This is a genomic window from Amycolatopsis sp. NPDC102522 (genome assembly GCF_055584485.1).
In genome coordinates, this window is sequence record NZ_JBVJLY010000001.1 from 897,469 (window position 1) to 921,579 (window position 24,111).

General features: G+C 67.2%; 23 protein-coding genes and 2 tRNA genes. 14 read left to right on the plus strand and 11 right to left on the minus strand.

Translation table 11 applies throughout. The annotated features are described in order from the left end of the window. Nucleotides 1-71: 71 nt before the first annotated feature. The 8 genes from ACZ6YV_RS04010 to rpmH all read right to left on the minus strand — a co-directional run bounded on the left by ACZ6YV_RS04010 (nucleotide 72) and on the right by rpmH (nucleotide 5,589). Nucleotides 72-1,088, minus strand: a complete 1,017-nt coding sequence (locus ACZ6YV_RS04010; RefSeq protein ID WP_465508200.1) for a ParB/RepB/Spo0J family partition protein — start codon at nucleotides 1,086-1,088, stop codon at nucleotides 72-74. After that, on the minus strand, nucleotides 1,085-2,014 hold the full coding sequence (locus ACZ6YV_RS04015) for a ParA family protein (protein ID WP_465508201.1): 930 nt from the start codon (nucleotides 2,012-2,014) through the stop codon (nucleotides 1,085-1,087). The genes ACZ6YV_RS04010 and ACZ6YV_RS04015 overlap by 4 nt, the downstream gene beginning before the upstream one ends. A gap of 49 nt (nucleotides 2,015-2,063) precedes the next feature. Continuing rightward, a complete protein-coding gene (gene rsmG, locus ACZ6YV_RS04020; protein ID WP_465508202.1) occupies nucleotides 2,064-2,750 on the minus strand; it encodes a 16S rRNA (guanine(527)-N(7))-methyltransferase RsmG in 687 nt (228 codons plus the stop codon). 234 nt (nucleotides 2,751-2,984) lie between these two features. Then, nucleotides 2,985-3,542 carry a Jag family protein gene (locus ACZ6YV_RS04025; protein WP_101611577.1) on the minus strand — a complete coding sequence of 186 codons (558 nt, stop codon included), beginning with the start codon at nucleotides 3,540-3,542 and terminating at the stop codon, nucleotides 2,985-2,987. A 30-nt stretch (nucleotides 3,543-3,572) separates the two neighbouring features. Next, on the minus strand, nucleotides 3,573-4,697 hold the full coding sequence (yidC, locus tag ACZ6YV_RS04030; protein WP_465508203.1) for a membrane protein insertase YidC: 1,125 nt from the start codon (nucleotides 4,695-4,697) through the stop codon (nucleotides 3,573-3,575). A 4-nt stretch (nucleotides 4,698-4,701) separates the two neighbouring features. Further along, nucleotides 4,702-5,007: a membrane protein insertion efficiency factor YidD gene (gene yidD, locus ACZ6YV_RS04035; RefSeq protein WP_378239068.1), complete on the minus strand. Its 306-nt coding sequence runs from the start codon at nucleotides 5,005-5,007 to the stop codon at nucleotides 4,702-4,704. Between the two features lie 4 nt (nucleotides 5,008-5,011). Further along, complete coding sequence (rnpA, locus tag ACZ6YV_RS04040) at nucleotides 5,012-5,422, minus strand: ribonuclease P protein component (protein ID WP_465508204.1); 411 nt, start codon at nucleotides 5,420-5,422, stop codon at nucleotides 5,012-5,014. Between the two features lie 23 nt (nucleotides 5,423-5,445). After that, nucleotides 5,446-5,589 (minus strand): 50S ribosomal protein L34, encoded by a 144-nt coding sequence (gene rpmH / locus ACZ6YV_RS04045; RefSeq protein ID WP_005154511.1) that lies wholly within the window; start codon nucleotides 5,587-5,589, stop codon nucleotides 5,446-5,448. A 621-nt stretch (nucleotides 5,590-6,210) separates the two neighbouring features. Between rpmH and dnaA the strand changes: the two genes are divergently transcribed. The 14 genes from dnaA to ACZ6YV_RS04115 all read left to right on the plus strand — a co-directional run bounded on the left by dnaA (nucleotide 6,211) and on the right by ACZ6YV_RS04115 (nucleotide 21,261). After that, nucleotides 6,211-7,851 carry a chromosomal replication initiator protein DnaA gene (gene dnaA, locus ACZ6YV_RS04050; protein ID WP_465508205.1) on the plus strand — a complete coding sequence of 547 codons (1,641 nt, stop codon included), beginning with the start codon at nucleotides 6,211-6,213 and terminating at the stop codon, nucleotides 7,849-7,851. A gap of 1,112 nt (nucleotides 7,852-8,963) precedes the next feature. Further along, entirely contained in the window at nucleotides 8,964-10,097 is a 1,134-nt protein-coding gene (gene dnaN, locus ACZ6YV_RS04055) for a DNA polymerase III subunit beta (RefSeq protein ID WP_465508206.1), read from the plus strand. Nucleotides 10,098-10,135: 38 nt separating this feature from the next. Then, nucleotides 10,136-11,026, plus strand: coding sequence for a phosphogluconate dehydrogenase (NAD(+)-dependent, decarboxylating) (gene gnd / locus ACZ6YV_RS04060; RefSeq protein ID WP_378239074.1), 891 nt, complete (start codon nucleotides 10,136-10,138; stop codon nucleotides 11,024-11,026). Nucleotides 11,027-11,034: 8 nt separating this feature from the next. Then, nucleotides 11,035-12,189, plus strand: coding sequence for a DNA replication/repair protein RecF (gene recF / locus ACZ6YV_RS04065; RefSeq protein WP_465508207.1), 1,155 nt, complete (start codon nucleotides 11,035-11,037; stop codon nucleotides 12,187-12,189). Nucleotides 12,190-12,363: 174 nt separating this feature from the next. Further along, on the plus strand, nucleotides 12,364-12,954 hold the full coding sequence (locus ACZ6YV_RS04070) for a DciA family protein (protein ID WP_465508208.1): 591 nt from the start codon (nucleotides 12,364-12,366) through the stop codon (nucleotides 12,952-12,954). 219 nt (nucleotides 12,955-13,173) lie between these two features. Continuing rightward, nucleotides 13,174-15,141 carry a DNA topoisomerase (ATP-hydrolyzing) subunit B gene (gyrB, locus tag ACZ6YV_RS04075; RefSeq protein ID WP_465508209.1) on the plus strand — a complete coding sequence of 656 codons (1,968 nt, stop codon included), beginning with the start codon at nucleotides 13,174-13,176 and terminating at the stop codon, nucleotides 15,139-15,141. Between the two features lie 50 nt (nucleotides 15,142-15,191). Then, nucleotides 15,192-17,714 carry a DNA gyrase subunit A gene (gyrA, locus tag ACZ6YV_RS04080; RefSeq protein ID WP_465508210.1) on the plus strand — a complete coding sequence of 841 codons (2,523 nt, stop codon included), beginning with the start codon at nucleotides 15,192-15,194 and terminating at the stop codon, nucleotides 17,712-17,714. A gap of 36 nt (nucleotides 17,715-17,750) precedes the next feature. Continuing rightward, the gene (locus ACZ6YV_RS04085) at nucleotides 17,751-18,440 is read left to right on the plus strand and encodes a DUF3566 domain-containing protein (protein ID WP_465508211.1); all 690 of its coding nucleotides are present in this window, start codon (nucleotides 17,751-17,753) and stop codon (nucleotides 18,438-18,440) included. Between the two features lie 48 nt (nucleotides 18,441-18,488). Next, nucleotides 18,489-18,562: transfer RNA gene (locus tag ACZ6YV_RS04090), tRNA-Ile, on the plus strand. Between the two features lie 294 nt (nucleotides 18,563-18,856). After that, nucleotides 18,857-19,045: a DLW-39 family protein gene (locus tag ACZ6YV_RS04095; protein WP_020632660.1), complete on the plus strand. Its 189-nt coding sequence runs from the start codon at nucleotides 18,857-18,859 to the stop codon at nucleotides 19,043-19,045. A gap of 37 nt (nucleotides 19,046-19,082) precedes the next feature. After that, nucleotides 19,083-19,155 (plus strand) — tRNA-Ala (locus ACZ6YV_RS04100). Between the two features lie 166 nt (nucleotides 19,156-19,321). Continuing rightward, nucleotides 19,322-19,693, plus strand: a complete 372-nt coding sequence (locus ACZ6YV_RS04105) for a hypothetical protein (protein ID WP_465508212.1) — start codon at nucleotides 19,322-19,324, stop codon at nucleotides 19,691-19,693. Between the two features lie 8 nt (nucleotides 19,694-19,701). Beyond that, nucleotides 19,702-20,739: a hypothetical protein gene (locus tag ACZ6YV_RS04110; protein ID WP_465508213.1), complete on the plus strand. Its 1,038-nt coding sequence runs from the start codon at nucleotides 19,702-19,704 to the stop codon at nucleotides 20,737-20,739. Nucleotides 20,740-20,748: 9 nt separating this feature from the next. Then, nucleotides 20,749-21,261 (plus strand): YbaB/EbfC family nucleoid-associated protein, encoded by a 513-nt coding sequence (locus ACZ6YV_RS04115; RefSeq protein WP_465508214.1) that lies wholly within the window; start codon nucleotides 20,749-20,751, stop codon nucleotides 21,259-21,261. A gap of 128 nt (nucleotides 21,262-21,389) precedes the next feature. Here ACZ6YV_RS04115 and ACZ6YV_RS04120 read toward each other — a convergent pair whose 3' ends face one another. The 3 genes from ACZ6YV_RS04120 to ACZ6YV_RS04130 form a co-directional block, all read right to left on the minus strand. Then, the gene (locus tag ACZ6YV_RS04120; protein WP_465508215.1) at nucleotides 21,390-22,322 is read right to left on the minus strand and encodes an alpha/beta hydrolase; all 933 of its coding nucleotides are present in this window, start codon (nucleotides 22,320-22,322) and stop codon (nucleotides 21,390-21,392) included. Nucleotides 22,323-22,386: 64 nt separating this feature from the next. Beyond that, nucleotides 22,387-23,046, minus strand: a complete 660-nt coding sequence (locus ACZ6YV_RS04125; protein WP_465508216.1) for a response regulator — start codon at nucleotides 23,044-23,046, stop codon at nucleotides 22,387-22,389. Continuing rightward, nucleotides 23,037-24,101, minus strand: coding sequence for a sensor histidine kinase (locus ACZ6YV_RS04130; protein WP_465508217.1), 1,065 nt, complete (start codon nucleotides 24,099-24,101; stop codon nucleotides 23,037-23,039). Before ACZ6YV_RS04130 ends, ACZ6YV_RS04125 begins: the two co-directional genes overlap by 10 nt. Nucleotides 24,102-24,111 lie beyond the last annotated feature (10 nt).

Sequence of the window (24,111 nt, forward strand, 5' to 3'; positions counted from 1 at the left end):
CAAGCACTCAGCGTTACTTCGTCCTCATCACACAGCTATCGTCACCGTGACAAAACGACCCGGTGTGATCCCTAATCGATTTCAGGTGTCTGTTTTGCCCGATTTTCGTCCATCAGTGCCACGATGCGTTCAAGATCGTCTACCGAGCCGAATTCGAGAGTGATCCGGCCCTTTCGACGGCCCAAGTCGACCTTCACGCGAGTATCGAAGCGGTCCGAAAGCCGGTTCGCCAGTTCCTGGAGACCGGGAGCCTGGATCGGCTTGCGGGGAGCGGGCTTCGGCTTGGCCGGCTTTTCGCTCTTCTTGAGCGTGACGGCTTCCTCGGTCGCGCGGACCGACATGCCCTCCGCGACGATCCGTGCGGCCAGCTCTTCCTGACTGTCGGCGTCCTCGAGAGAGAGCAGCGCCCGCGCGTGGCCCGCCGAAAGCACCCCGGCGGCGACCCGCCGCTGGACCGCGATGGGGAGTTTGAGCAAGCGGATCGTGTTCGTGATGACCGGGCGGCTGCGCCCGATCCGGCCCGCCAGCTCCTCGTGCGTGACCGCGAACTCGTCGAGCAGCTGCTGATACGCGGCCGCCTCTTCGAGCGGGTTGAGCTGAACGCGGTGGATGTTCTCGAGCAGCGCGTCGCGCAGCATCGCCTCGTCGGCGGTCTGACGGACGATCGCCGGGATCGCCTTCAGCTCCGCCAGCTGAGACGCGCGCAGCCGCCGCTCACCCATGACGAGTTCGTATTCGTCATCGCCGAGCTCCCGGACCACGATGGGCTGCATGAGCCCGAACTCGCGGATCGAGTGCTCCAGCTCGCTGAGCGCGTCCTCGTCGAAGACCTGCCGCGGCTGCTTCGGGTTCGGCTTGATCTGGTTGACCGGCACCTCGCGGTAGACCGCGCCGGCCACCGTGCCGCCCTGCGAACCGGCCGCGCCGTTGGCCGCGAACCAGCCCTTGTCGTCCGGCCCCGCCGGACCGGCCGGGGGAGCGGGGACCGCGGCCGAACCGTTCTCGACCGGTGCTGCGGAACCCGGCGGGGGGCCGGTGGGAATCAGGGCGGCGAGCCCGCGCCCGAGCCCCCCTCTGCGCTCGCTCATGCCGTACCGCTCCTTTCCTTCATCTCCGCCCCACGCTGGGCGATCTCCTTCGCCGCGTCCACGTAGCTCATCGCGCCCCGGGAACCGGGGTCGTACGCGAGGACCGTCTGCCCGTATCCAGGCGCCTCGGAGACCTTCACACTGCGCGGGATCACCGTCTTGAGGACAGTGTCCCCGAAGTGGTTCCGCACCTCGTTCGTCACCTGATCGGCCAGCTTCGTCCGGCCGTCGTACATGGTGAGGAGAATCGTGGAGACGCTGAGTTCGCGGTTCAGGTGCGCCTGGACGAGCTCGATGTTGCTCAGCAGCTGACCCAGACCTTCGAGCGCGTAGTACTCGCACTGGATCGGGATCAGCACCTCCTGCGCGGCCACCATCGCGTTGACGGTCAGCAGACCGAGCGACGGCGGGCAGTCGATGAAGACGTAGTCGACGCCGATCTCGTCGAGGATCTCGGACGAGAGCGCCTCCTTGAGCCGCATCTCGCGGGACGCCATGGACACGAGTTCGATCTCGGCGCCGGCGAGGTCGATGGTCGCGGGCACGCAGTAGAGGTTCTCCGACTGCTCGCTCCGCGCCGCCGCCTCGGCGAGCGTGACCTCGCCGAGGAGCACTTCGTAGATCGACGGTGTGCCGGAGCGGTGGTCGATGTCGAGTGCGGTACTCGCGTTGCCCTGGGGGTCGAGGTCGATCACGAGCGTCTTGAGCCCGTGGACGGCCAGGGCCGCGGCGAGGTTCACCGTGCTCGTGGTCTTGCCGACGCCACCCTTCTGGTTGGCGACCGTCAGCACGCGCCGACGGCTCGGCCGGGGGAGCGCCCCCTTCTTGGGGTGCAGGACGCTGGCGGCGCGGACGGCCTCTTCAGCGATCGGCGTCCAGCCGAGTTCGTGGCCGGTGCTCGCAGGGTCGGACGGTGGGGGAGTCACCGGTCTCGAGCCTCCTCTGTATTAGACGTGGGAGTCGTTCTGCGTTGTTTCACGTGGAACTGGCCTGGCTGCGCCTGCCACGCGGCGTCGGGCGCAACCGACTGATCACGACGACCGTGCTGGGGACTTCAAGTACCTTCGTGCCGCACTCGAAGACTTCCGGCTCGCCGCCACCGGCCTTCCGGACGGCGACGCGATCGCGTTCGATTTCTTCTCCGGCGCTCGCTCCTTTGAGGGCGACCAGAGTGCCTTGCGGACGCACGAGCGGGAGGCACCAGTTCGCGAGCCGGGCCAAGGGAGCGACCGCCCGGGCGGTGACGACATCCGCGCCACCGAGATCCTCGCGTACCTGCCGCTCTTCCGCGCGCCCGCGGACAACGGTGATGGGGAGTTCCAGCTTCTCGGCAACCTCGGCCAGCCAGTCGACCCGGCGGGCCATCGGTTCGAGCAGAACGATATCGAGGTCCGGTCGGCTGATCGCGAGCGGCACACCCGGAAGCCCCGCGCCCGACCCGACGTCGACCACGCGGGCGCCGTCGGGGATCCGCTCGCCGATCACGGCGGAGTTCAGGACGTGCCGCTCCCAGAGGCGGTCGACCTCACGAGGACCGATCAGCCCGCGCTCCACGCCGTGGCGCTCCAGGAGTTCGACGTAGCCGGCGGCTTGCTCGACGCGGTCTCCGAATACTTCCGACGCCGCACTCCGTACCGATGCGGCGACCCCGTCCAAGCCCACTCTCGCTCCTCAACCTCGACGCCGTTTCACGTGAAACGCGCTCCACTGATTGTCCATGACGCCGACCGCAATGCGGGGAGACAGACCGAAGTTGTGGACAACTCCACTCGCCTCGCGCGTTTCACGTGAAACGCCACGCGTGTAATTCGTGCCGGGAGCCGTCCGCGGGCGACCCCTATATATAAGGAAGCGGCCCGCCGGATGACCGGCGGGCCGCTTCACTCGAGAAATCCGTCAGGCGGGGAAGATGACGACCCGACGCTTCGGGTCCTCTCCTTCACTCTCGCTCTTGACGCCGTCGACGGCGGCGACCGCGTCGTGCACGACCTTCCGCTCGAACGGGCTCATCGGCTGCAGCCGGACACGCTCGCCGGAGGAGACCACGGTCTCGGCGGTCGAGCGGCCGAGCTCGCGAAGCTCCTCGCGACGGTCCGCGCGCCAGCCCGCGATGTCCAGCATCAGCCGGCTCCGCGAACCGGTCTCCTGCTGGACCGCCAACCGGGTCAGCTCCTGCAGCGCCTCGAGGATGGTGCCGCGCGGGCCGACGAGCTTCTCCAGGTCCTCGCCACCGTCGATGCTGACGATCGCGCGGCCCGCTTCGACATCGAGGTCGATGTCGCCGTCGTAGTCCAAAAGATCGAGCAGCCGCTCGAGGTAGTCGCCGGCGATGTCGCCCTCCTTCACGAGGACGTCGTCGTCGACACCTCCCTTGCGACCGGTCTCTTCAGCGGCGCCTTCGACCTCGGCCGCGCTGTTCTCCTCGGCGTCGATCGTGTCGATCGTCTCCGCCATTGTTGGTCTCCTCTCCAGCCCGGATCGGCGTCAGCGACGCTTCCGGCCCGATTTCTTAGTCGAGTCCGAGATGAGACCGGGCGTGTCCGCGCCGTTCTCCTTCGAGCCGTTCGTCGACGGCTCGGCTGCTGCGTTCGTGGTGTCCGTCGTCTCCGCGGCGTCGGAAGCGGCCTGGGCGGAACCGGTCTGGGCGAAGCCGTGGGGCGAGCCCGCCTTCTTGACCTGACCACCGGAGGACGACTTGTTCTTCTTCTGCTGGACCGGCTTCTGGCCGGGGCGCGGCGCGGTCGGCTTCTGACCCGGCTTCGGGCCGAGGTTCGCGCGCTTCTCCTTCTCGGCTTCCTTGCGGGCTTCTTCTTCCTTGTCGATCTTCGTGTAGACGAGGCGCTGCTGCATCAGGGTCCAGCCGTTGTTCGCCAACCAGTAGAAGAGGAGGCCGAGCGGGAACAGCGCACCGAAGACGAGGACACCGAGCGGGAAGATGTACATCGTCAGCTTGTTCATCATCGCGGTCTGCGGGGTGGCCGACTCGGGGTTCTGGCGCTGGACCGAGTGACGCGCGGTGAGGTGCGTGGCGATGCTGGCGACGATCATCAGCGGGATCGCGACCGGTGCCACGTGCCAGTGGAAGCCCGCCGGGGCGTTGCCACCGCTGACCACGTTGACGCCGGTGTAGATGGCGTCACCGAGGTTGGTTCCGAAGAGCTTCGCGTTGACGTAGGAGTCGACGCCGGCCTTGTCGAAGAAGTAGTTCTCGGTCTTCGCCTCGAACGGTCCGTACGGGTTGATGGTGAACATCCGCAGGACGTGGTTCAGACCGATGAAGACCGGGATCTGCAGCAGCATCGGCAGGCAGCTGCCGAGCGGGTTGACGCCGTGCTCCTTCTGGAGCTTCTGCATCTCCATCGCCTGGCGCTGCCGGTCGTTGGCGTACTTCTTCTGGACCTTCTTCATCTCCGGCGCGAAGTCCTGCATCTTCTTCATCGACCGGACCTGGTTCACGAACGGCTTGAACATGATGCCGCGGACCGTGAACGTCAAAAAGATGATCGCGAGGATCCACGAGACCGCGTTCGCCTCACCGAACACGAGCCCGAAGACCTTGTGCCAACACCACAAGATGAAGGACACGGGGTAGTAGATGAAGTCGAGCACTGAGCTACTCCTCGATCGGTGTTTCAGGTCGGCGGCGGCGCCACGAGAACGTCTCGGGTACCGGATCGCGGCCGGGCATGGTCCACGGGCCGCAGCGCAGCAGTCGCCGAACCGCGAGATAGGTGCCGCGGCCGGCGCCGTGCCGGGTCAGTGCCTCTACGGCGTACGCGCTACAGCTCGGGTAGAACCGGCACGCCGGAGGAAGAAAGGGAGAGATCGCCTTGCGATACAGCTTGATGGGCAGGAGCAGCACCCATGCCACCGGGCCGGGGCGGGCGTCTTCGGTGGTCTCGTTCTCGGTGGCTCGCATGCCGTTACACCGCTGATCCGTTGTCGGGGGGTCGCGCCTGGCGGGACTTCCCGGTGACGACGGTCTGCCCGGACAGCCCGAGGCGCCGCAACGACGCGTCGAGGTCCGAGCCGAGTTCCGCGCTGGACGCGTCCGCGGCCGGAGGTAGTGCCCGTACCACCAACGAGCTCCCCGGCGGCAGTGTTCCGATCCTGGCGGAAATGAGATGCCTCAACCGGCGGCTCACCCGGTGGCGCACCACCGAATTGCCGACGGCCTTGCTCACCACAAAACCCGCCCGCGCCGCTTCCGCGGCATCGGACGGGTCCGTGGTCAACGCATGGACGACGAGGCGGCGCCTGCCTGCCTTGGCCCCACGCCGCATCACGGCACGGAAATCCTCACTGCGCCGCAAACGCGCGGCGGCCGGCAGCACGACGTCCCTCGACGGCGACCGGATCAGGCGGACAGCGCGCCGCGGCCCTTGCGACGGCGAGCCGCCAGGATGGCCCGGCCGGCGCGGGTCCGCATCCGAAGCCGGAACCCGTGGACCCGGGCGCGTCGGCGGTTGTTCGGCTGGAAGGTGCGCTTACCCTTGCTCACGACTAACTTCTCCTGTTTCTCGGCCGCCGGGAACGGTTCGACCCGTTCCTGGCGTGTCGTGCTGACGCACGGCAGTCTCTGGTGTCTCCTACCAACGTGTGGCCTCGTCACGTCGAGCGACGACAACGTGGGCACGCGAAACGCCCCCGCTGTATACGGGAGACCTTACGAGGGTACGCACCCACCACCCGGGACCGGCAGGCACCCCCTCGACCACACACCGCGACGGTACGGGGAGAGTGATCACCGGCGACGCGAGGGCATCGAATGGCCACGCGCCGGACGCCGTGAAATGCTTGCACACGAGGATGCCTTGTGGCATCGGGCGGGGCTTGTTAGCGTGCCTCTCCCGGGTTTCGCCAAGGTGGAACGGTGCAGGCGCCCGGGCGTCCTCGGGATCTGGAGGCTTCCCGCCCGCATACGTCGAGCCCGCAGGCGACGTCGCCGCGGGCCGCCGTACATTAGTGCACAGCTGTGGACAACTATGTGGATATTTGCTGTGCGCATGAACTGATCGGGCCATGATGACGCTCGACCCGACGCTTCGGGGCGGGGACTGTTTCCGGGCGTTCGCTCCAGTGTCTCGCCGCACGCACCGATGAGGGGAGGGGAGTCAGGCAGGTGTCCGATCACCAGCACAATCTTGGCGTCATCTGGGAACAGGTCGTACGCGAGCTGTCCGATGGCACCCTCTCCCCGCAGCAGCGCGCTTGGATGCGGGTGACCCGGCCGATCGGCCTGCTGGACGGCACGGCATTGCTCGCCGCGCCCAGTGACTTCGCCAAAGAAGCGATCGAACGCGCCCTTCGCGGCGCGATCACCGAAGCCCTTTCGCGCCGCCTCGGCCGCGCGGTCTCCCTCGCGGTGAAGGTCGACAGCACCGAGACGCACACCTCGATGCCTCCCCCCGCGCCAGGCCCCCGCTATGACGCTTCACCCGGTCGGGTGGAAAACGGTTCCGGCCCGGTGCCGGGTCCTCCGCCGCTGCCCGACGGTGACGGAATGCTGTCCCCCACGAGGCCCCGGCCCGAGCCCCCGAAGCCTCGGCCGCCCAGGCAGCAGAGGCAGCAGCCGGTGGACAACAGCCTGAACGACGGCGACGACAGTGACGAAGAGGTCGACGAAGAGGGCGAGGCCCTCGCCGCCGTGACCGAGATCTGGCCGACGTTCTCCGGCCAGCCGATCGCGGGCCAGCCCTACACCGCGCCGGCGCAGCCGCAGACGTCGAAGACGAAGCTCAACGAGAAGTACACGTTCGACACCTTCGTCATCGGTGCGTCGAACCGCTTCGCGCACGCGGCCGCGGTCGCCGTCGCCGAAGCACCGGCTCGCGCGTACAACCCGTTGTTCATCTGGGGAGAGTCCGGGCTCGGGAAGACCCACCTGCTGCACGCCGTCGGGCACTACGCCCAGCGGCTGTTCCCCGGCATGCGCGTGCGGTACGTGTCGACCGAAGAGTTCACCAACGACTTCATCAACTCGCTGCGAGACGACCGCAAGGTCGCGTTCCAGCGCCGCTACCGCGACATCGACATCCTGCTCGTCGACGACATCCAGTTCCTGGAAGGCAAAGAAGGTACGCAGGAAGAGTTCTTCCACACCTTCAACACCCTCCACAACGCGAACAAGCAGATCGTCGTCTCCTCCGACCGCCCGCCGAAGCGCCTCGAAACGCTGGAAGACCGGCTGCGCACGCGGTTCGAGTGGGGCCTCATCACCGACATCCAGCCGCCCGAGCTCGAAACGCGTATCGCGATCCTTCGCAAGAAGGCCGCTCAGGACAGGCTCGCGGTCCCCAACGAAGTACTGGAGTTCATCGCTTCGCGCGTCGAGGCGAACATCCGGGAACTCGAAGGCGCGCTCATCCGCGTCACCGCCTTCGCGTCGCTGAACCAGCAGCCGGTCGACGTCGCTCTCGCCGAGATCGTGCTCCGGGACCTCATCCCGGACTCGCACGCGCCGGAGATCACCGCGCCGACCATCATGGGGGTCACGTCGGAGTTCTTCGACGTGACACTCGACGAGCTCTGCGGCCCCGGCAAGACGAAGGCGCTCGCGACGGCGCGCCAGATCGCGATGTACCTCTGCCGCGAGCTGACCGACATGTCGCTGCCGAAGATCGGGCAGACCTTCGGCGGCCGCGACCACACGACGGTCATGCACGCGGACAAGAAGATCCGCAAGGAGATGGCCGAACGACGGCGCATCTACGACCAGGTCCAGGAGCTCACCTCCAGGATCAAGCAACGCGCCAGGCAGTAGTTTTTTTATCTCGCGCTGACGTAAACGTGCCGAAGGGGCGTCGTTCCGCTTTCAACTCAGGTTGAGCGGAGAGGCGCCCCTTCATCACGTTTACGTGGGCCTTCGGCCCGAAAGAGGGCGCTCGACGGGTGAAGTCTCCGTCGGGCGCGGGGCGCCCTTGGGGAGACCGTAGTGGTCACCAGGCATCGATCCCTTGGCTTGTAACGGTTTCAGGGGCTCTCGCCGTTCGGGTGGGGGCCCTTCTTCATGCCCTTTTCCGGCTTGGGACGCCGTCCAAAGTGGTCTGAAGGGGCGTTAAGAGCGCGAAGGGCGGGTGCCTGAGGAGAAGCACCGACGGGTGCGGAGGGGTCGAGAAGTGCATGAGTGCATTTCAGGTTTTCCCTTGTGTACAAAGGAAATCCACATGCTGTGGGTACTTTGTGCACAACTCCGGCGAGGGCGGGACCAGCGGGGATCGGGTTTCCGTCCACATCGCACTCACAGGTAATCCACAGCATTTCCACACCATGATCCACACGCTGTCCCCAGGTTGCCCACATCTTGTGCACAAGGGTGAACGAACCTGCTCGGGTCACTCTCCCGAGCGATTCCGGTCACGGCCCGGGCCCACAGCCCCTGGGTACAAATCGCCTCACAGCTGGGGATAACTGTGGGGACAACTGTGGATGACTGTGGACAGATCGAGGGTCGCCCGAAACCATCCACCGACGGCCCGAGCTGTCCACAGTTCACACACAGGGGAAGTCCACAGCCTCCGAGCCGTCCGGACCTGCGCGAACGAGGCTTGTCCACACAATCCACAACGCCTATTACTACTGCTGTTCTTAGTTCTTCTTAAGAAGGGAATAAAACAAAAACAGGCAAACGACGAATCTGGGGACAGCCGGTGAACCGTGTCGTCTTGTCGACAAAAGCAAGGGGAGGCCGAGGTGACGCGGACCCCGGGGACGGCCTAACGTGGGTCCCTGCACCTGGTCTGCGTGTCGACGTGCGTTCGCGTCCTCGCACGGACCGGACCTCCCTGCGAGGCACCTGGCCATCGCGCTCTCCGGCCGCGGTGACCCGTTGAGCTTTCGAGCCGTCAGGGGCTCGGCTGTCGAAAGGAAGCGCGCATGAAGATCCGCGTCGAGCGTGACGGGCTGGCCGACGCCGTCGCGTGGGTGGCGAGAAGCCTCCCGTCGCGGCCTCCGGTCCCGGTTCTGGGCGGTGTCCTGCTCGATGCGGGATCCGACGGGACGAGTGACGCACTCACCGTCTCCGGATTCGACTACGAGGTCTCCGCCACGGTCGGCGTCCCGGCCACCATCGCCGACGGCGGCCGCCTCCTGGTCTCCGGTCGCCTGCTGGCCGACATCACCAAATCCCTGCCCGCGCAGCCGGTGGAGATCTCCGTCGACGGCGCCCGCGCGACCATCACCTGCGGCTCCGCGCGCTTCTCCCTGCCGACCATGCCGGTCGAGGACTACCCGCAGCTCCCGTCCCAGCCCGCCTTCGCCGGCGAACTCACCGGCGACGCGTTCGGCCAGGCCGTCACCCAGGTCGTCGTCGCCGCGGGCAAGGACGACACCCTCCCGATGCTGACCGGCATGCGGCTGGAGATCTCCGGCTCCTCGCTGACCCTGGTCGCCACCGACCGCTTCCGGCTCGCGATGCGCGAGTTCACCTGGGAGCCGGCCGAGGGCCTGTCCGACGCCGCCGTGCTCGTCCCGGCGCGCACGCTCGCCGAGGCCGCGAAGACGCTCGGTGCCAGCGGCGCCAAGATCCGCCTCGCGCTCGCCAGCGGTGAGGGCCTCCTCGGCCTCTCCGGCTCCGGTCGCTACACCACGACCCGCCTCCTCGACGCGGAGTTCCCGCCGTACCGGCAGCTGCTGCCCGCGCAGCACTCGTCGCGCGCGGTCATCGAGGTCTCCGCGCTCGCCGAGTCGATCAAGCGTGTTTCGCTGGTCGCCGAGCGTGGCACCCAGGTGCGGCTGGAGTTCAGCGACGGTTCGCTGCGGCTTTCCGCCGGCGGCGACGACGAGGGTTCGGCCGAAGAAGAGCTTCAGGTCCACTACGAGGGTGAGCCGGTGACCATCGCGTTCAACCCGGGTTACCTCGTCGACGGGCTCGGCGCGCTGAACGCGAACCGCGCGGAACTGACGTTCACCACTCCGAACCGGCCGGCGCTGATCAAGCCCGCCGACGAAGAGGGCAACGTCGTCCCCGGCTACCTGTACCTGCTGATGCCGGTCCGCCTCCCGGGCTGACCGGTCGTTAGTTTTCTTTCGCACCAAAGGGGATCTTCATGGCTCAGCTGGGACTCATCGGGCTCGGTAAAATGGGGTTCAACATGCGTGAGCGGCTGCGCGCGGCCGGTCACGAGGTGATCGGTTACGACCGCAACCCCGACGTCACCGACTCCACCTCACTCGAAGACATGGTGTCCAAACTGGACGGTCCCCGGATCGTCTGGATCATGGTGCCCGCCGGTGAGCCCACCCGGCAGACCGTCGCGGAACTCGGGAACCTGCTGTCCGAGGGCGACCTCGTGATCGACGGCGGCAACTCGAAGTACACCGACGACAAGATCAACGGCGACCTGCTCGCGGCGAAGAAGATCGGCTACCTCGACTGCGGGGTTTCCGGTGGCGTGTGGGGCAAGGACAACGGCTACGGCCTGATGGTCGGCGGAGCGGCTTCGGACGTCGAGAAGGCCATGCCGATCTTCGACGCGCTTCGCCCCGAAGGCCCGCGCGAAGAGGGCTTCTCGCACGCCGGCGCCGTGGGCTCCGGTCACTACGCGAAGATGATCCACAACGGCATCGAGTACGGCATGATGCAGGCCTTCGCCGAAGGTTTCGAGCTGCTCGAAGCCGCGAAGGTCGTCGAGAACGTGCCCGCGGTGATCAAGGGCTGGCAGCGGGGGACCGTCGTCCGCTCGTGGCTGCTCGACCTCCTCGTCCGCGCGCTCGACGAAGACCCGGAGCTGGACGACCTCGAGGGCTACGTCGAGGATTCCGGCGAAGGCCGGTGGACCCTCGAAGAGGCGATCAACAACGCCGTCCCGGCGCCGGTCATCTCGGCCGCGCTGTTCGCGCGGTTCGCCTCGCGCCAGGAGGACTCCGCCGCCATGCGGGCCGTCGCCGCGCTGCGCAACCAGTTCGGCGGCCATTCGGTCAAAAAGGTCGGCGGCTAGGTAGCGGGTTGCATCTCAGACATCTCCAGGTCACCGACTTCCGGTCCTGGCCACAAGCCGATCTCGCGCTCGAACCCGGTCCGACCGTCCTCGTCGGGCAGAACGGCCGCGGCAAGACGAACCTCCTCGAGGCGATCGGCTACATCGCGACCCTGGGCTCGCACCGCGTCGCGACCGACGCGCCGTTGGTGCGGCACGGGTGCGAACGCGCGCTGATCAGGGTCGCGGTGGTCAACGACGACCGCGAGCTGACGGTCGAGCTGGAGATCACCCCCGGCAAGGCGAACCGCGCGCGGGTCAACCGCGGCGCCGTCGGCAAGCCGCGTGACGTGCTCGGGATCCTGCGCACGGTGCTGTTCTCCCCGGAGGACCTGGCACTCGTGCGCGGCGATCCCGGGGAACGCCGCCGGTTCATGGACGAGCTCCTGGTGCTGCGCGCGCCCCGGTACGCCGGGGTCCGCGCCGACTACGAGAAGGTCCTGAAGCAGCGGAACGCGCTTCTCAAGACGGCGGGCAAGCGGCGTACGGGGCGCGAAGACCCGTACGCGTTGTCGACGCTCGACGTCTGGGACGACCACTTGGCGGTGGCGGGCGCCGCGTTGCTGGCCGCCCGGCTCAACCTGATCGCGGACCTCGCGCCGTACGCGGCCGCCGCGTACATGGGCGTCGCTCCGGATTCGAGACCGGCGAAGATCGCGTACAAGTCGAGCCTGGGCGAAGCGATGCCGGAGGGCTACGGCACCTCGGACGGACCTCGCGCCGACGAAGCTGTCCTCAAGGAAGTGCTGGTCGAGGCGCTGAAACGGTCGCGGAACCTGGAGCTGGAGCGCGGGGTGAGCATGGTCGGCCCGCATCGCGACGAGCTCGACCTCATCCTCGGCGAAGCGCCTGCGAAGGGCTACGCGAGCCATGGGGAGTCCTGGTCGTTCGCCCTCGCACTGCGTCTGGGAAGCTACGAGCTCCTGCGTGGCGAGGCCGGGGAACCGGTGCTTCTGCTGGATGATGTGTTCGCCGAGCTGGACCGGCGTCGCCGGGCCCGGCTGGCGGAGGTGGCGGCAGGCGCCGAGCAGGTGCTGGTGACCGCCGCCGTGGACGAGGACGTACCCGCCGAGCTGGCGGGGCACCGATTCCTCGTGGCAGATGGTGAGATCAACCGAGGGTGATCCGCGCGGCGGACACCCCGGGTGATCGGCGCCACAGCAGTTGCCCACCGATCTGGGGACAAACCTGTGGACAGTGTGGATAACACCGGGAACGCGTTATCGCCCCGCGTGACCAAAGGGCCTGATAAGCGGCTTGACACCCCCCGCTCGGGCGGTAACCCGAGTGAGGGAGCCTTGTTCGACACGCAGAGTGAACGGCCCCGAGTACCGAACGGCCCAACCGATACCGAAGGCAACGGGACGACTACCGGTCGTGACCTCGCTCGTGCAGCTCTGGACGCCGCGAAGGCCAAAGCGAAGGCCCGCGGAGTTGAACCGGGCGTCCGCCGCGGCCGTATCACCGGAGGAGGGGCCGGTGCGAACGGTCAGAGCTCGCGGCGTCGTCGCTGGTCAGGGCCGGGTGCCGATGTCCGCGACCCGCAACCGCTCGGCAGGCTCGCCTCCAGGATCGCGGTCGACCGCGGCTGGAACACGCGGCTGGCCAACGGTCAGGTCTTCGGCCACTGGGCCCGCCTCGTGGGTGACGAGGTCGCCGAACACGCCCAGCCGGTGGCCTTGAAGGACGGCGAACTGACAGTCCGCGCCAGCTCGACGGCGTGGGCGACGCAGCTTCGCCTGCTTCAGAGTCAGCTGCTGGCGAAGATCGCGAAAGGCGTCGGGCACGGCGTGGTCAAGAAGATGCGGATCCAGGGTCCGACGGCGCCGAGCTGGCGGAAAGGGCCGCGGCACGTCCCAGGACGTGGCCCGCGTGACACGTACGGCTGATCCGAGTTGCGCGTCGCCGCAACTGTGCTTCGAAGACCGTGCCATCAAAGCCCCGAGAAGCCGTCCAGAGTGCTTCGCGAACGTCAAGACTCTTCTTCGAACGAATTAGCGCGCCTGTGAGCAAATCAGGGGTGTCCTTGCCGCATGTCAGCGGACACGGCCAAGTACACTGGAGACGAGCGAGCTTCCGCTCGGGGTAGACGAGGAGAATCAACGCCTGTGACCGAGAACAAGAGCGAGTACAACGCGTCGTCGATCACGGTGCTCGAAGGCCTCGAAGCAGTCCGCAAGCGTCCCGGTATGTACATCGGTTCCACCGGTGAACGCGGTCTCCACCACCTCGTTCAGGAGGTGGTCGACAACTCCGTCGACGAGGCGATGGCCGGCTACGCCACCAAGGTCGAGGTTACCCTGCTGGCCGACGGCGGGGTGCGGGTCGTCGACGACGGCCGTGGCATCCCGGTCGACATGCACCCCAAGGAGAAGAAGCCGACCCTCGAGGTCGTGCTCACCGTGCTCCACGCGGGCGGCAAGTTCGACAGCGACTCGTACGCGGTCTCCGGTGGCCTGCACGGCGTCGGTGTCTCCGTGGTGAACGCGCTCTCGACCAAGCTGCTCGCCGAGGTCAAACGCGGCGGGCACAGCTGGCGCCAGGAGTACATCGACCAGATCCCCGGTGAGCTGCAGGACCTCGGCCCGGCCGAGGACACCGGCACCGTCATCACCTTCTGGGCCGACAGCGGCATCTTCGAGACCACGACGTACAACTTCGAGACGATCTCCCGGCGTCTCCAGGAGATGGCCTTCCTCAACAAGGGCCTGACCCTTTCGCTGCGCGACGAGCGCGTCGCCGACGAAGAGACCGAAGAAGACGCTTCCGGCCAAGCGGCCAGGGTCAAGGAAAAGACCTACTGCTACCCGGGCGGACTCGAAGACTTCGTCAAGCACATCAACGGCAGCAAGGACCCGATCCACACCAGCGTGATCTCCTTCGAGGCCAAGGGCACCGGCCTCGAGGTCGAGGTCGCCATGCAGTGGAACAACGGCTTCACGCCGTCGGTGTACACCTTCGCCAACACGATCAACACGCACGAGGGCGGCACGCACGAAGAGGGCTTCCGCGCCGCGCTCACCCGCGTCGTCAACGCGTACGCGCGCGAGAAGAAGCTCCTCAAGGAGAAGGACGCCAACCTGACCGGTGACGACGTGCGCGAGGGTCTCGCCGCGATCGTCTCGATCAAGCTGGCCGAGCCGCAGTTCGAGGGCCAGACCAAGACCAAGCTGGGCAACAGCGAGGCGAAGACGTTCGTGCAGCAGACGTCGAACGAGTGGCTGGCCGACTGGTTCGAGCGCAACCCCACCGAGGCGAAGACGGTCATCAACAAGTCGATCTCCTCGTCGCAGGCGCGAATGGCCGCCCGCAAGGCGCGCGACCTGGTCCGCCGCAAGGGCGCGCTGGAGATCGGCGGGCTGCCCGGCAAGCTCAAGGACTGCCGCTCGACGAACCCGTCGGAATGCGAGCTCTACATCGTCGAGGGTGACTCGGCCGGCGGTTCGGCCAAGGAAGGCCGCGACTCGATGTACCAGGCGATCCTGCCGATCCGGGGCAAGATCATCAACGTCGAGAAGGCCCGTATCGACCGCGTCCTCAAGAACACCGAGGTCCAGTCGCTGATCACCGCGCTCGGCACCGGTATCCACGAAGAGTTCGACATCGAGAAGCTGCGCTACCACAAGGTCGTGCTGATGGCCGACGCCGACGTCGACGGCCAGCACATCACCACGCTGCTGCTCACCTTCCTGTTCCGCTTCATGACCCCGCTGATCGAGCACGGACACGTGTTCCTCTCGCGGCCGCCGCTGTACAAGATCAAGTGGCCGCGGGCCGAGGCGGAGTACGCCTACTCCGACAGGGAACGCGACGCCGTCATCCAGGCCGGCGTCGAGGGCGGCAAGCGCCTCCCCAAGGACGACGCGATCCAGCGCTACAAGGGTCTCGGCGAGATGAACGCCGAAGAGCTGTGGGAGACCACGATGGACCCGGCGAACCGGCTGCTCGGCCAGGTCACCCTGGACGACGCCGCGCAGGCCGACGACCTGTTCTCCGTCTTGATGGGCGAAGACGTCGAAGCGCGCCGCTCCTTCATCACGCGCAATGCCAAGGACGTTCGCTTCCTCGACGTTTAAGCGTCCCCGTTCTTTTGTCCCTTTAGGACTGCTCCCACGAGAAGGACCTCATGACGGAAACCTTGCCGCCCGCTCCGGGCCACGACCGGATCGAACCGGTCGACATCCAGCAGGAGATGCAGCGCTCCTACATCGACTACGCGATGAGCGTCATCGTGTCGCGGGCGCTGCCGGACGTGCGGGACGGCCTCAAGCCGGTGCACCGCCGAGTGCTGTATTCGATGTTCGACTCCGGCTTCCGCCCCGAGCGCGGGTACAACAAGTGCTCCCGCGTCGTCGGCGACGTGATGGGCAACTACCACCCGCACGGTGACTCCGCGATCTACGACGCGCTGGTGCGGCTCGCCCAGCCGTGGTCGCTGCGGTACCCGCTGATCGACGGGCAGGGCAACTTCGGCTCGCCGGGCAACGACCCCGCGGCCGCCATGCGATACACCGAGTCCCGGCTCGCGCATCTCGCGATGCACATGCTGCAGGACATCGAAGAAGACACCGTCGACTTCTCCGACAACTACGACGGACGCACCCAGGAGCCCGACGTCCTGCCGTCGCGCTTCCCGAACCTGCTGGTCAACGGCGGTTCCGGGATCGCGGTCGGGATGGCGACGAACATCCCGCCGCACAACCTGCGCGAGGTCGCCGAGGGCGTCAAGTGGGCGCTGGAGAACTTCGAGGCGACCGACGACGAACTGCTCGCCGCGCTGCTGGTCCGGATCAAGGGCCCGGACTTCCCGACCAAGGCGATGATCCTCGGCACCTCCGGCATCGAGGACGCGTACCGCACCGGCCGCGGCTCCGTGCGCATGCGCGCGGTCGTCGAGGTCGAAGAGGACGCCAAGGGCCGCACGATCCTGGTCGTCTCCGAGCTGCCGTTCCAGGTCAACCCGGACAACCTGGTCGAGAACATCGCGAACCTCGTCCGCGACGGCAAGCTCACCGGCATCTCCGACATCGCCGACGAGTCCAACAGCCGCAGCGGCATGCGGATCGTCGTCACGATCAAACGTGACGCGGTCGCGAAGGTCGTGCTGAACAACCTGTTCAAGCACACCCAGCTGCAGCAGAACTTCGGTGTCAACATGCTGGCCCTGGTCGACGGCGTGCCCCGCACGCTGCGCCTGGACCAGATGATCCGGCACTACGTGAAGCACCAGATCGAGGTCATCGTCCGCCGGACCCGCTTCCGGCTGCGCAAGGCCGAAGAGCGCGCCCACATCCTGCGCGGTCTGGTCAAGGCACTGGACATGCTCGACGAGGTCATCGCCCTGATCCGGCGCTCGCCCTCGGCCGAAGAGGCCAGGCCCGCCCTGATGAGCCTGCTCGACGTCGACGAGATCCAGGCGACAGCGATCCTCGACATGCAGCTCCGCCGCCTCGCGGCACTGGAGCGGCAGCGGATCGTCGACACCCTGGCCGAGATCGAACTCGAGATCGCCGACCTCAAGGACATCCTCGAGAAGCCCGAGCGGCAGCGCACGATCATCGCCGAGGAACTGCAGGAGATCGTCGACAAGTACGGCGACGACCGGCGCACCAAGATCATCCCGTTCGACGGCGAGGTTTCGGTCGAAGACCTCATCGCCGTCGAGGACGTCGTCGTCACCATCACCCGCACGGGTTACGCCAAGCGAACGAAAACCGACCTCTACCGCTCGCAGAAACGCGGCGGCAAGGGCGTCCAGGGCGCGACCCTCAAACAGGACGACATCGTCCAGCACTTCTTCGTCTGCTCGACCCACGACTGGATCCTGTTCTTCACGAACAAGGGCCGCGTCTACCGCGCCAAGGCCTACGACCTGCCCGAGGCCAACCGCAACGCGCGCGGCCAGCACGTCGCGAACCTCCTCGCGTTCCAGCCGGACGAGAAGATCGCCCAGGTCATCGAGATCCCGAACTACGAGGTCTCGCCGTACCTGGTGCTCGCGACCAGGCGCGGCCTGGTGAAGAAGACCAAGCTCACCGACTTCGACTCCAACCGCGCCGGCGGCCTCATCGCCGTCAACCTGCGCGAAGGCGACGAACTGGTCGGTGCGGTCCTCGCGGCCGCCGAGGACGACCTGCTCCTCGTGTCCGCGGAAGGCCAGTCGATCCGCTTCCACGCCACCGACGAAGCCCTCCGCCCCATGGGCCGCGCGACGTCCGGTGTGCTCGGCATGCGGTTCAACGACGGAGACGAACTGCTCGGCATCAACGTCGTCCAGCCGGACAGGTTCCTCCTCGTCGCCACCGGCGGCGGCTACGCCAAGCGCACCCCGACCGACGACTACCCGGTCCAGGGCCGCGGCGGCAAGGGTGTGCTCACCATTCAGTACGACCAGAAACGTGGCAGGCTGGTGGGCGCGGTCATCGTCGACGCCGAAGACGAGCTCTACGCGATCACCTCCAGCGGCGGGGTGATCCGGACTTCGGCCGGACAGGTGCGCAAGGCAGGCAGGCAGACGAAGGGGGTGCGGCTCATGAATCTCGACGAAGGAACCACTCTTCTCGCGGTCGCACGCAACGCGGACGAGCCCTCAGACGTCGCCACTGCAGATAGTTCTGAAGGAGAAGAAACCCCGGCGTCGGAGCAGTAGGCGACGCCCCAGGTATTGGGTAAGGACTGACACCTCGTGACACCATCCGAGAAGCCCGAAGCAGGCGGCGCGCAAGCGGGTTCGTCGAGCCCGCCCTGGCAGCGTGACAGCGGTGCCGGGGAACCCGAAGGCTCCAGTGAGCAGACGGTCTCGGTGTCTTCGGTCGCGACCGAAGACGTGGCCAACTCGGAACCGAAGCAGGACGCGACAACCGTGACCGACTACCACGGGGTAAGCGGCACCGCCGCGAGAAGGCTGTTCGGCGACAGCGGAGAGGGCGACCAACCCGCCCCCTCCGCCATCCCGTCCGCCTCCCGCACCCGTGCCACCCCCACCGCGCTCCGCCGCCCCGGCCGCGGACCGCGTCGCGCCAGCCTGCAGATCAAACGCTTCGACCCCTGGTCGGTGCTGAAACTGTCCCTCGTCCTCGGCGTCGCACTCTTCTTCGTGTGGCTCGTCGCCGTCGGCGTCCTCTACACCGTCCTCGACGGCATGGGCGTCTGGGACAAACTCAACGGAACCTATTCGTCTCTCGTCGGCGGAGAAGGAGCCGACGCACCGGCCGACCCGTTGATCAGCGCCGGCCGCGTCTTCGGGATCGCGGCCATCCTCGGCGCCATCAACATCGTGCTGATCTCGGCCCTCGCCACCGTCAGCGCGTTCATCTACAACGTCTCCGCCGACCTCGCCGGAGGCCTCGAAGTAACCCTTTCCGAACGAGAGTGAACCCGGTTGCAGGACGTCGAAAGACGTCCTGTAATCTTCTCCTCGTTCGGGCCCATAGCTCAGGCGGTTAGAGCGCTTCGCTGATAACGAAGAGGTCCCAGGTTCAAGTCCTGGTGGGCCCACCCGATTCGCCCGGTCATGTTTGCGGATAGCGCAAACCGTGATCGGGTGTTTTTCGTTTGGGGGTCGAACCCCCAAACCCCCGCCAGGGAGGGCTTCGCTCCCCTGGACCCCCCCCCAGGGCGTTTGGTCGCGTGGTCGTTGTGGCTCCTGACGTTGTTGGTTGCGTGGCCGTTGTAGGGCATGGACGGCGTTGGGTGGTTCCACGTGGAACGTGGGGGTGGAGGGGGCGGGGAGCCGCGTGCAGTAGCATCGGTGGGTAAGCGGAGCAACTCGGCAGGAAGAGGGGGCTTCTGATGAAGAAGCTGTTGGCACTCGCGGTCATCGCGGGCGGCGTGCTGTTCGTGATCAAGCGCAACAAGGCCGCCAAGGCCGAGGCCGACCTCTGGCGGGAGGCCACCGCGCCGACCGAGCGCCCGCTCGGCTCCGTTTCCACGAACGGAAGCGCCCCGACCAAGGCCGCGGACGCGTCCCGCAACAACTGATTTCGGCGCGGGCGGTTACCATGATCGCCTGCGACCCGGGGCTGTAGCTCAATTGGTAGAGCACCGCCTTTGCAAGGCGGGGGTCAGGGGTTCGATTCCCCTCAGCTCCACTCATTCTCGGAGAGCCCTGTTCGTGTGAAAACGCGAACAGGGCTCTTTTGCGTTCGCGCGACGGCATGGTGACGTTCGTCACCGGACGCGGATCGTCAAGTCGAGCTCTCAGCCAAGTCAACGCTGCTTACATGGGGGTGGAATTCCGGACAGCGAGGTGAAATCATGATCGATTTCGAAACAGACCTCGACGATCTCAGGGCGTCGAGCAAAGAACTGATGAAGGCCGCCGACCTGGTCGGCACGGTCCATACCGGGGTGAGAGGGCAGGACGTGCCCGCTCCCGATCCGGCCATGGGCGGCTTGCTTCCTGGGATGTTCGCGCCGGACACCGTGTTCGGGAAATCTTTGGGCATGCGCGGGTTTTCGGCGGCCTACGAGGAACACCGCCAAGCCGTCGAGAAGATGCTCGCGAAGCTGCAAATCAGCACACGGGACGCAAGCCAGGCCTTGGCGCGGGTGGCCGAGTTGTACGAATCCGTCAACGAGGAGAACCGGCAGCGAGTGAACCGCGCCGCGCACGTGGAACAGGGGTAGCGGCGAGCATGGACGGGTACTTCAACGCACTGGACACGGAAACCGCCGCTGAAGGTGGCGACAACAGTGAACTGCTCGAGGGAATCTCCGAGGACCTCAGAGAGGGCGCCGAAAACGCTTTCGCGGCGCTGGACTTCCTTGCCCCGCCGATCTTCGGCATCGGCGTCGATTTCAGCGGCCCGCGGCGGGAGGAGGTCCGCGATTTCTTCCTCGAGTTTTCCGAGGCGGAGCTCATCGGCGACAACAGTCTGCAGGCCATGATCAACGCTTACCAAGGCTTGTGGACTACCTTCGCGGAGACGAAGACGTCGCTGGACCGGTCTCTTGTGCTGCTGATCAAATGGCGCGGCGAAGGAGCCGAGAGCGCCAAGACCTACATTCAGGATCTGGTGAACACCTACACCAGGGTAGGCACCGCGCTCACCGTGCTGGAAGCCGACGTCGTGGCCGCGCGGGAAGCCATCGCGGGCGCGCGGGAAGACTTGACGGAACTTTCCAAGGCCCTTCTCGCCGCAGCGAAAAAGTACCGGGACGACCAGGAACGTCAGGATGAGTCCGCCGGGTTCAAGGCTCTGGCAGCGGGTTTCGCCGGCGCTATCGCGGGCATGCTCGCAGTGGCGGCCGCCCCCGCGACAGGTGGTCTAACCGCGGCGGTGTTCTTCACCACCGCGAACGCGGTCAGGATCGCCGCGTCCACCGCCGGGGCCGGGATCTCCACCCTGATCAGCGAGCAGTCCGCGATTGTCGGGGACAGCCCCGAAACCATCTACGACAGCTTTCACGATTCCGCGGTCAGCATCAGGGAAAAACTCTTCCGAGTGACGGATTCGCTGATCGCGCAGATCGGCGGGGAGATCAACGGCCTGCCGAAGATCCCCGATCCGCCGGACGTCAGCCCCGGTGACACCTTCGACCCCGGCAACTTCGAAACGGAGAAGACCGACAAGGGGACCGAGAAGCGGGTCCGGGACAAGAACGTCGACATCTCGAACGACGGCAAGATCGAGCAGCCGCCGATGGAGCTGTCACCGCTGCCGACCGACTGACGGAGGATCGTGGCCGACAAACCGGCGCCCAAGAAACCGCCCGCCGACCGGCAAGCGATGCTGGAGGCACTGGCCACCCTGTCGGTGGACGCCTCCTCGCCGGACGGTGCCGTTTCCGTTTCGGTCAACACCGACGGCGTGATGACGCGGCTCAGAGTCGGTGACGTCGCGTCGCGGATGTCGCCCGCCGAGATCGCGGACGCCGTCATGCGGACCTACCAGGAAGCGCAGCTTGGATCCGCGAAACGCAGTGCGGAGCTGATGGCGCCGATCGGCAACGCCGGGTACATCACCGACAGGCTCCGCTGGCGGCTCGGGTTCACCCCGTCGTTCCAGGGCACGGGCGAAACGGCTTCCCCCGTGCCGCCCGTGTCACGCCGGACACCGGCGGGAACGGAGAACGTCGTGCTCAAGGACCGTTCGGAAGAACCGGCCGGTCCCGACCTCGACGAGCGGCCAGCACCGGCGGAATCCGACGACCAGTACTACGAGCAAGGCCTGCGGTACAACCCTTCCTGGTAGTACGGCCTCGCGCTCGACCGCGCTTCGGGTTCGCACCCTGGTCCCGGCGGCGTCAGATCGGCGCCGCCGGAACCAAGGGCAGTTCGATGATCTTGGTCAGGCTCAGCCCGCCGATCCGCCGCCAGTCCTTACCCCAACTTTCGAGCGAGCCAGGCGAACGTCCACCGGTAGAAACTCTGCGCCGCGAGGCTGGTGTTGATCGAGTGGCCGCTGCCGCGCACGATCTTGTCGGCGCCGCAGTCGCCGTTCCCGCAGACCAGCGTGTCGTGCTCGCCGAGCACGTACGCCGTCGGGACCTTCGGTGCCGATCGTTTCGCCGCGCCGGGTCCGACGGAGCGGAGTTCGGCGGAAGCCAACGTGTCTTTCAGTGCTTCTTCGACGGGAAGGATCGCCGGGTCGTACGTGCCAGGGTGATGGAAGGTTTGCGCGCGAGTACCCGGACGGGTCGTGAGGTAGCCGGCGGCCCACGGCTTCCCGGCGAACTTCGGGTCCAGCTCGGCGGGATAGAACGGTGAAGCGGCTTTGGCCTGCCCGCCCGGCCGGTCGCGAGGAATGCCGCTGATGATCACGGCGTCGACGCCGCCTCGCTCGGCGGCACGCTCCGCGACGAGCCCGCCCATCGAGTGTCCATTGAGGACGATCGTGCGGAACCGCGGCCGCAGCTGCGTGACCACCTGGTGGACGGCCTCGCCGCCGGCGGCGAAGTCGAGCGTCTCCGGGTCCGGGCGGCTGCTGCGGCCGTAGCCGAGCCTGTCGAGGTTCAAGGTCGCGTAGCCCGCCCGCGTCGCACTGTCCACATAGGAGTATCGGCGCGACTGGAACGGCCAGTCCCAGTAGGCGCGGTCGTAGGTGCCGCCGTGCAGCAGTACCTGCAGCGGAGTTCTGGTGGTGAGGCGGCCGCGGACGCAGAGTTCGCCCGCGACCGTCTGGCGTTCGCCGTTCACCTGGACCGAAAAGCGCTGTTCGGCGCAGTGGGCCGGGCGTTCCGTGGCGACCGCTGTCGTGGTTCCCAGCAGGGAAAGAGTCGCGGCCAGCAAGGCCGCTTTCGCAGTGAATTTCATGGGGAAAGCGTCGTTCGCGGGCCGGGGTCGCGTCGTCGTGCCGCCGTGGAGATCGGCGGCTACGTCAGACGCGCACCATCCCGCTCCGGTAGGCGAACACCACCAGCTGCGCGCGATCGCGGGCGTGCACCTTCGCCATCGCGCGGCTGACGTGCGTCCGGACCGTCGCCGCGCTGATCACGAACTCCCGCGCGATCTCGTCGTTCGACATCCCCTGCGCGACCCGCTGGACGACCTCGTGTTCCCGGTCGGTGAACGCCGAACCGTCCGCACGGGGCATCGGATGCGACGGCCGCGCGGTGAACTCCGCGATCAGCCGCCGCGTCACGCTCGGCGAGAGAAGCGCGTCCCCCGCGGCGACCACCCGGACGGCTTCGAGGAGATCCGCGGGCCTGGTGTGCTTCAGCAGGAACCCGCTGGCGCCCGCGCGCAAGGCGTCGAAAACGTATTCGTCCAGGTCGAACGTGGTCAGCATGAGGACACGGACGCCGGAAAGCCGTTCGTCCGCCACGATCCGGCGGGTCGCTTCGATCCCGTCGAGGACGGGCATCCGGACGTCCATCAGCACCACGTCCGGCACGGTTTCCGCGACCACGGCCACCGCCGCCTCGCCGTCGTCCGCTTCCCCCACCACGGTGATCCCGGCTTCCACACGGAGCAACGCCGCGAACCCGGACCGGACGAGCAGCTGGTCGTCGGCGAGCACCACCCTGATCACGGCCATCGCGCGCTCACCCGGAACCTCCCGTCCTCACGACTCGTGGTCAGTGTGCCGCCGGTCGCCCTGGCACGTTCACCCATTCCCCTGATCCCGGCACCGGGCACGTCCGGACCAGGCGCGCGTACTTCGTTGAGCACGTCGAGCCGCAGGCCGTCTTCGGTCGCCCGCACCGTCACACCGGCGGCGGACGCGCCGTGTTTCGCGGCGTTCGTGAGCGATTCCTGGACGATCCGGTACACCGCGCCGCCGACCGGCTGCCCGATTCCGGGAGCGTCGAGGTCCAGCGTGACGGCCAAACCCGCCTGGTTCGCCGAAGCGACCAGCGCGGGAACGTCCGCCATACCCGACGCAGGCTGGAGCGGGGCGGCGTCTTCGCGGAGCAGCCGCACCATCGCGTTCAGCTCGTCGAGGATCGTGCCGCTGACCGTGCGGACGACTTCGAGCGCTTCCTTGGCCACCTCGGGGTGATCGTCGAGCACGTGCCGGGCCATGCCCGACTGGACGTTGATGACCGCCATCGCGTGGCCGACGCTGTCGTGCAGATCCTGCGCGATGCGCAGCCGCTCGCCGAGTACGCGATCGCGTTCCGCCTGCTCCGCCGCCGAAGCCCGCTCCCGACGTCCTCGAAGCGCGTCGGCGGCGAAGACCGCTACGCCGGCCCAGCCGACGAAGACCAGATCGAGGACGCCCGCCCCGCCGGTGGCCAGGTTCGCGCCGACGACTATCGCCGCCATACCGCCCGCGACGGCGTACGCGAGCCGTCGCGGGCGCAGGGTGCCCAGCGCGAACAACGGCACGAGACCGGCGAACAACACCGGACCGTCGGGATAGCCGAACCCCAGGTAGAGCAGGAGCGCAAACGCTTCCGTCCCCGCCGCCACAGTCGGCAGGCGCCCGACGACGACCAGCGCGAGACAAGCGAGTGCGACGACGGCGAACCCGAGGACGTCGACAGGGTGTTCCCCGAGTTCGGGCTCCAGGTTCGCCGTGCCGACGACGAGCAACGCGCTCACCACGAGCCAGGCGGCGACGGCTCCGCCACGGATCAGCCACTTCACCTGCCCAGTC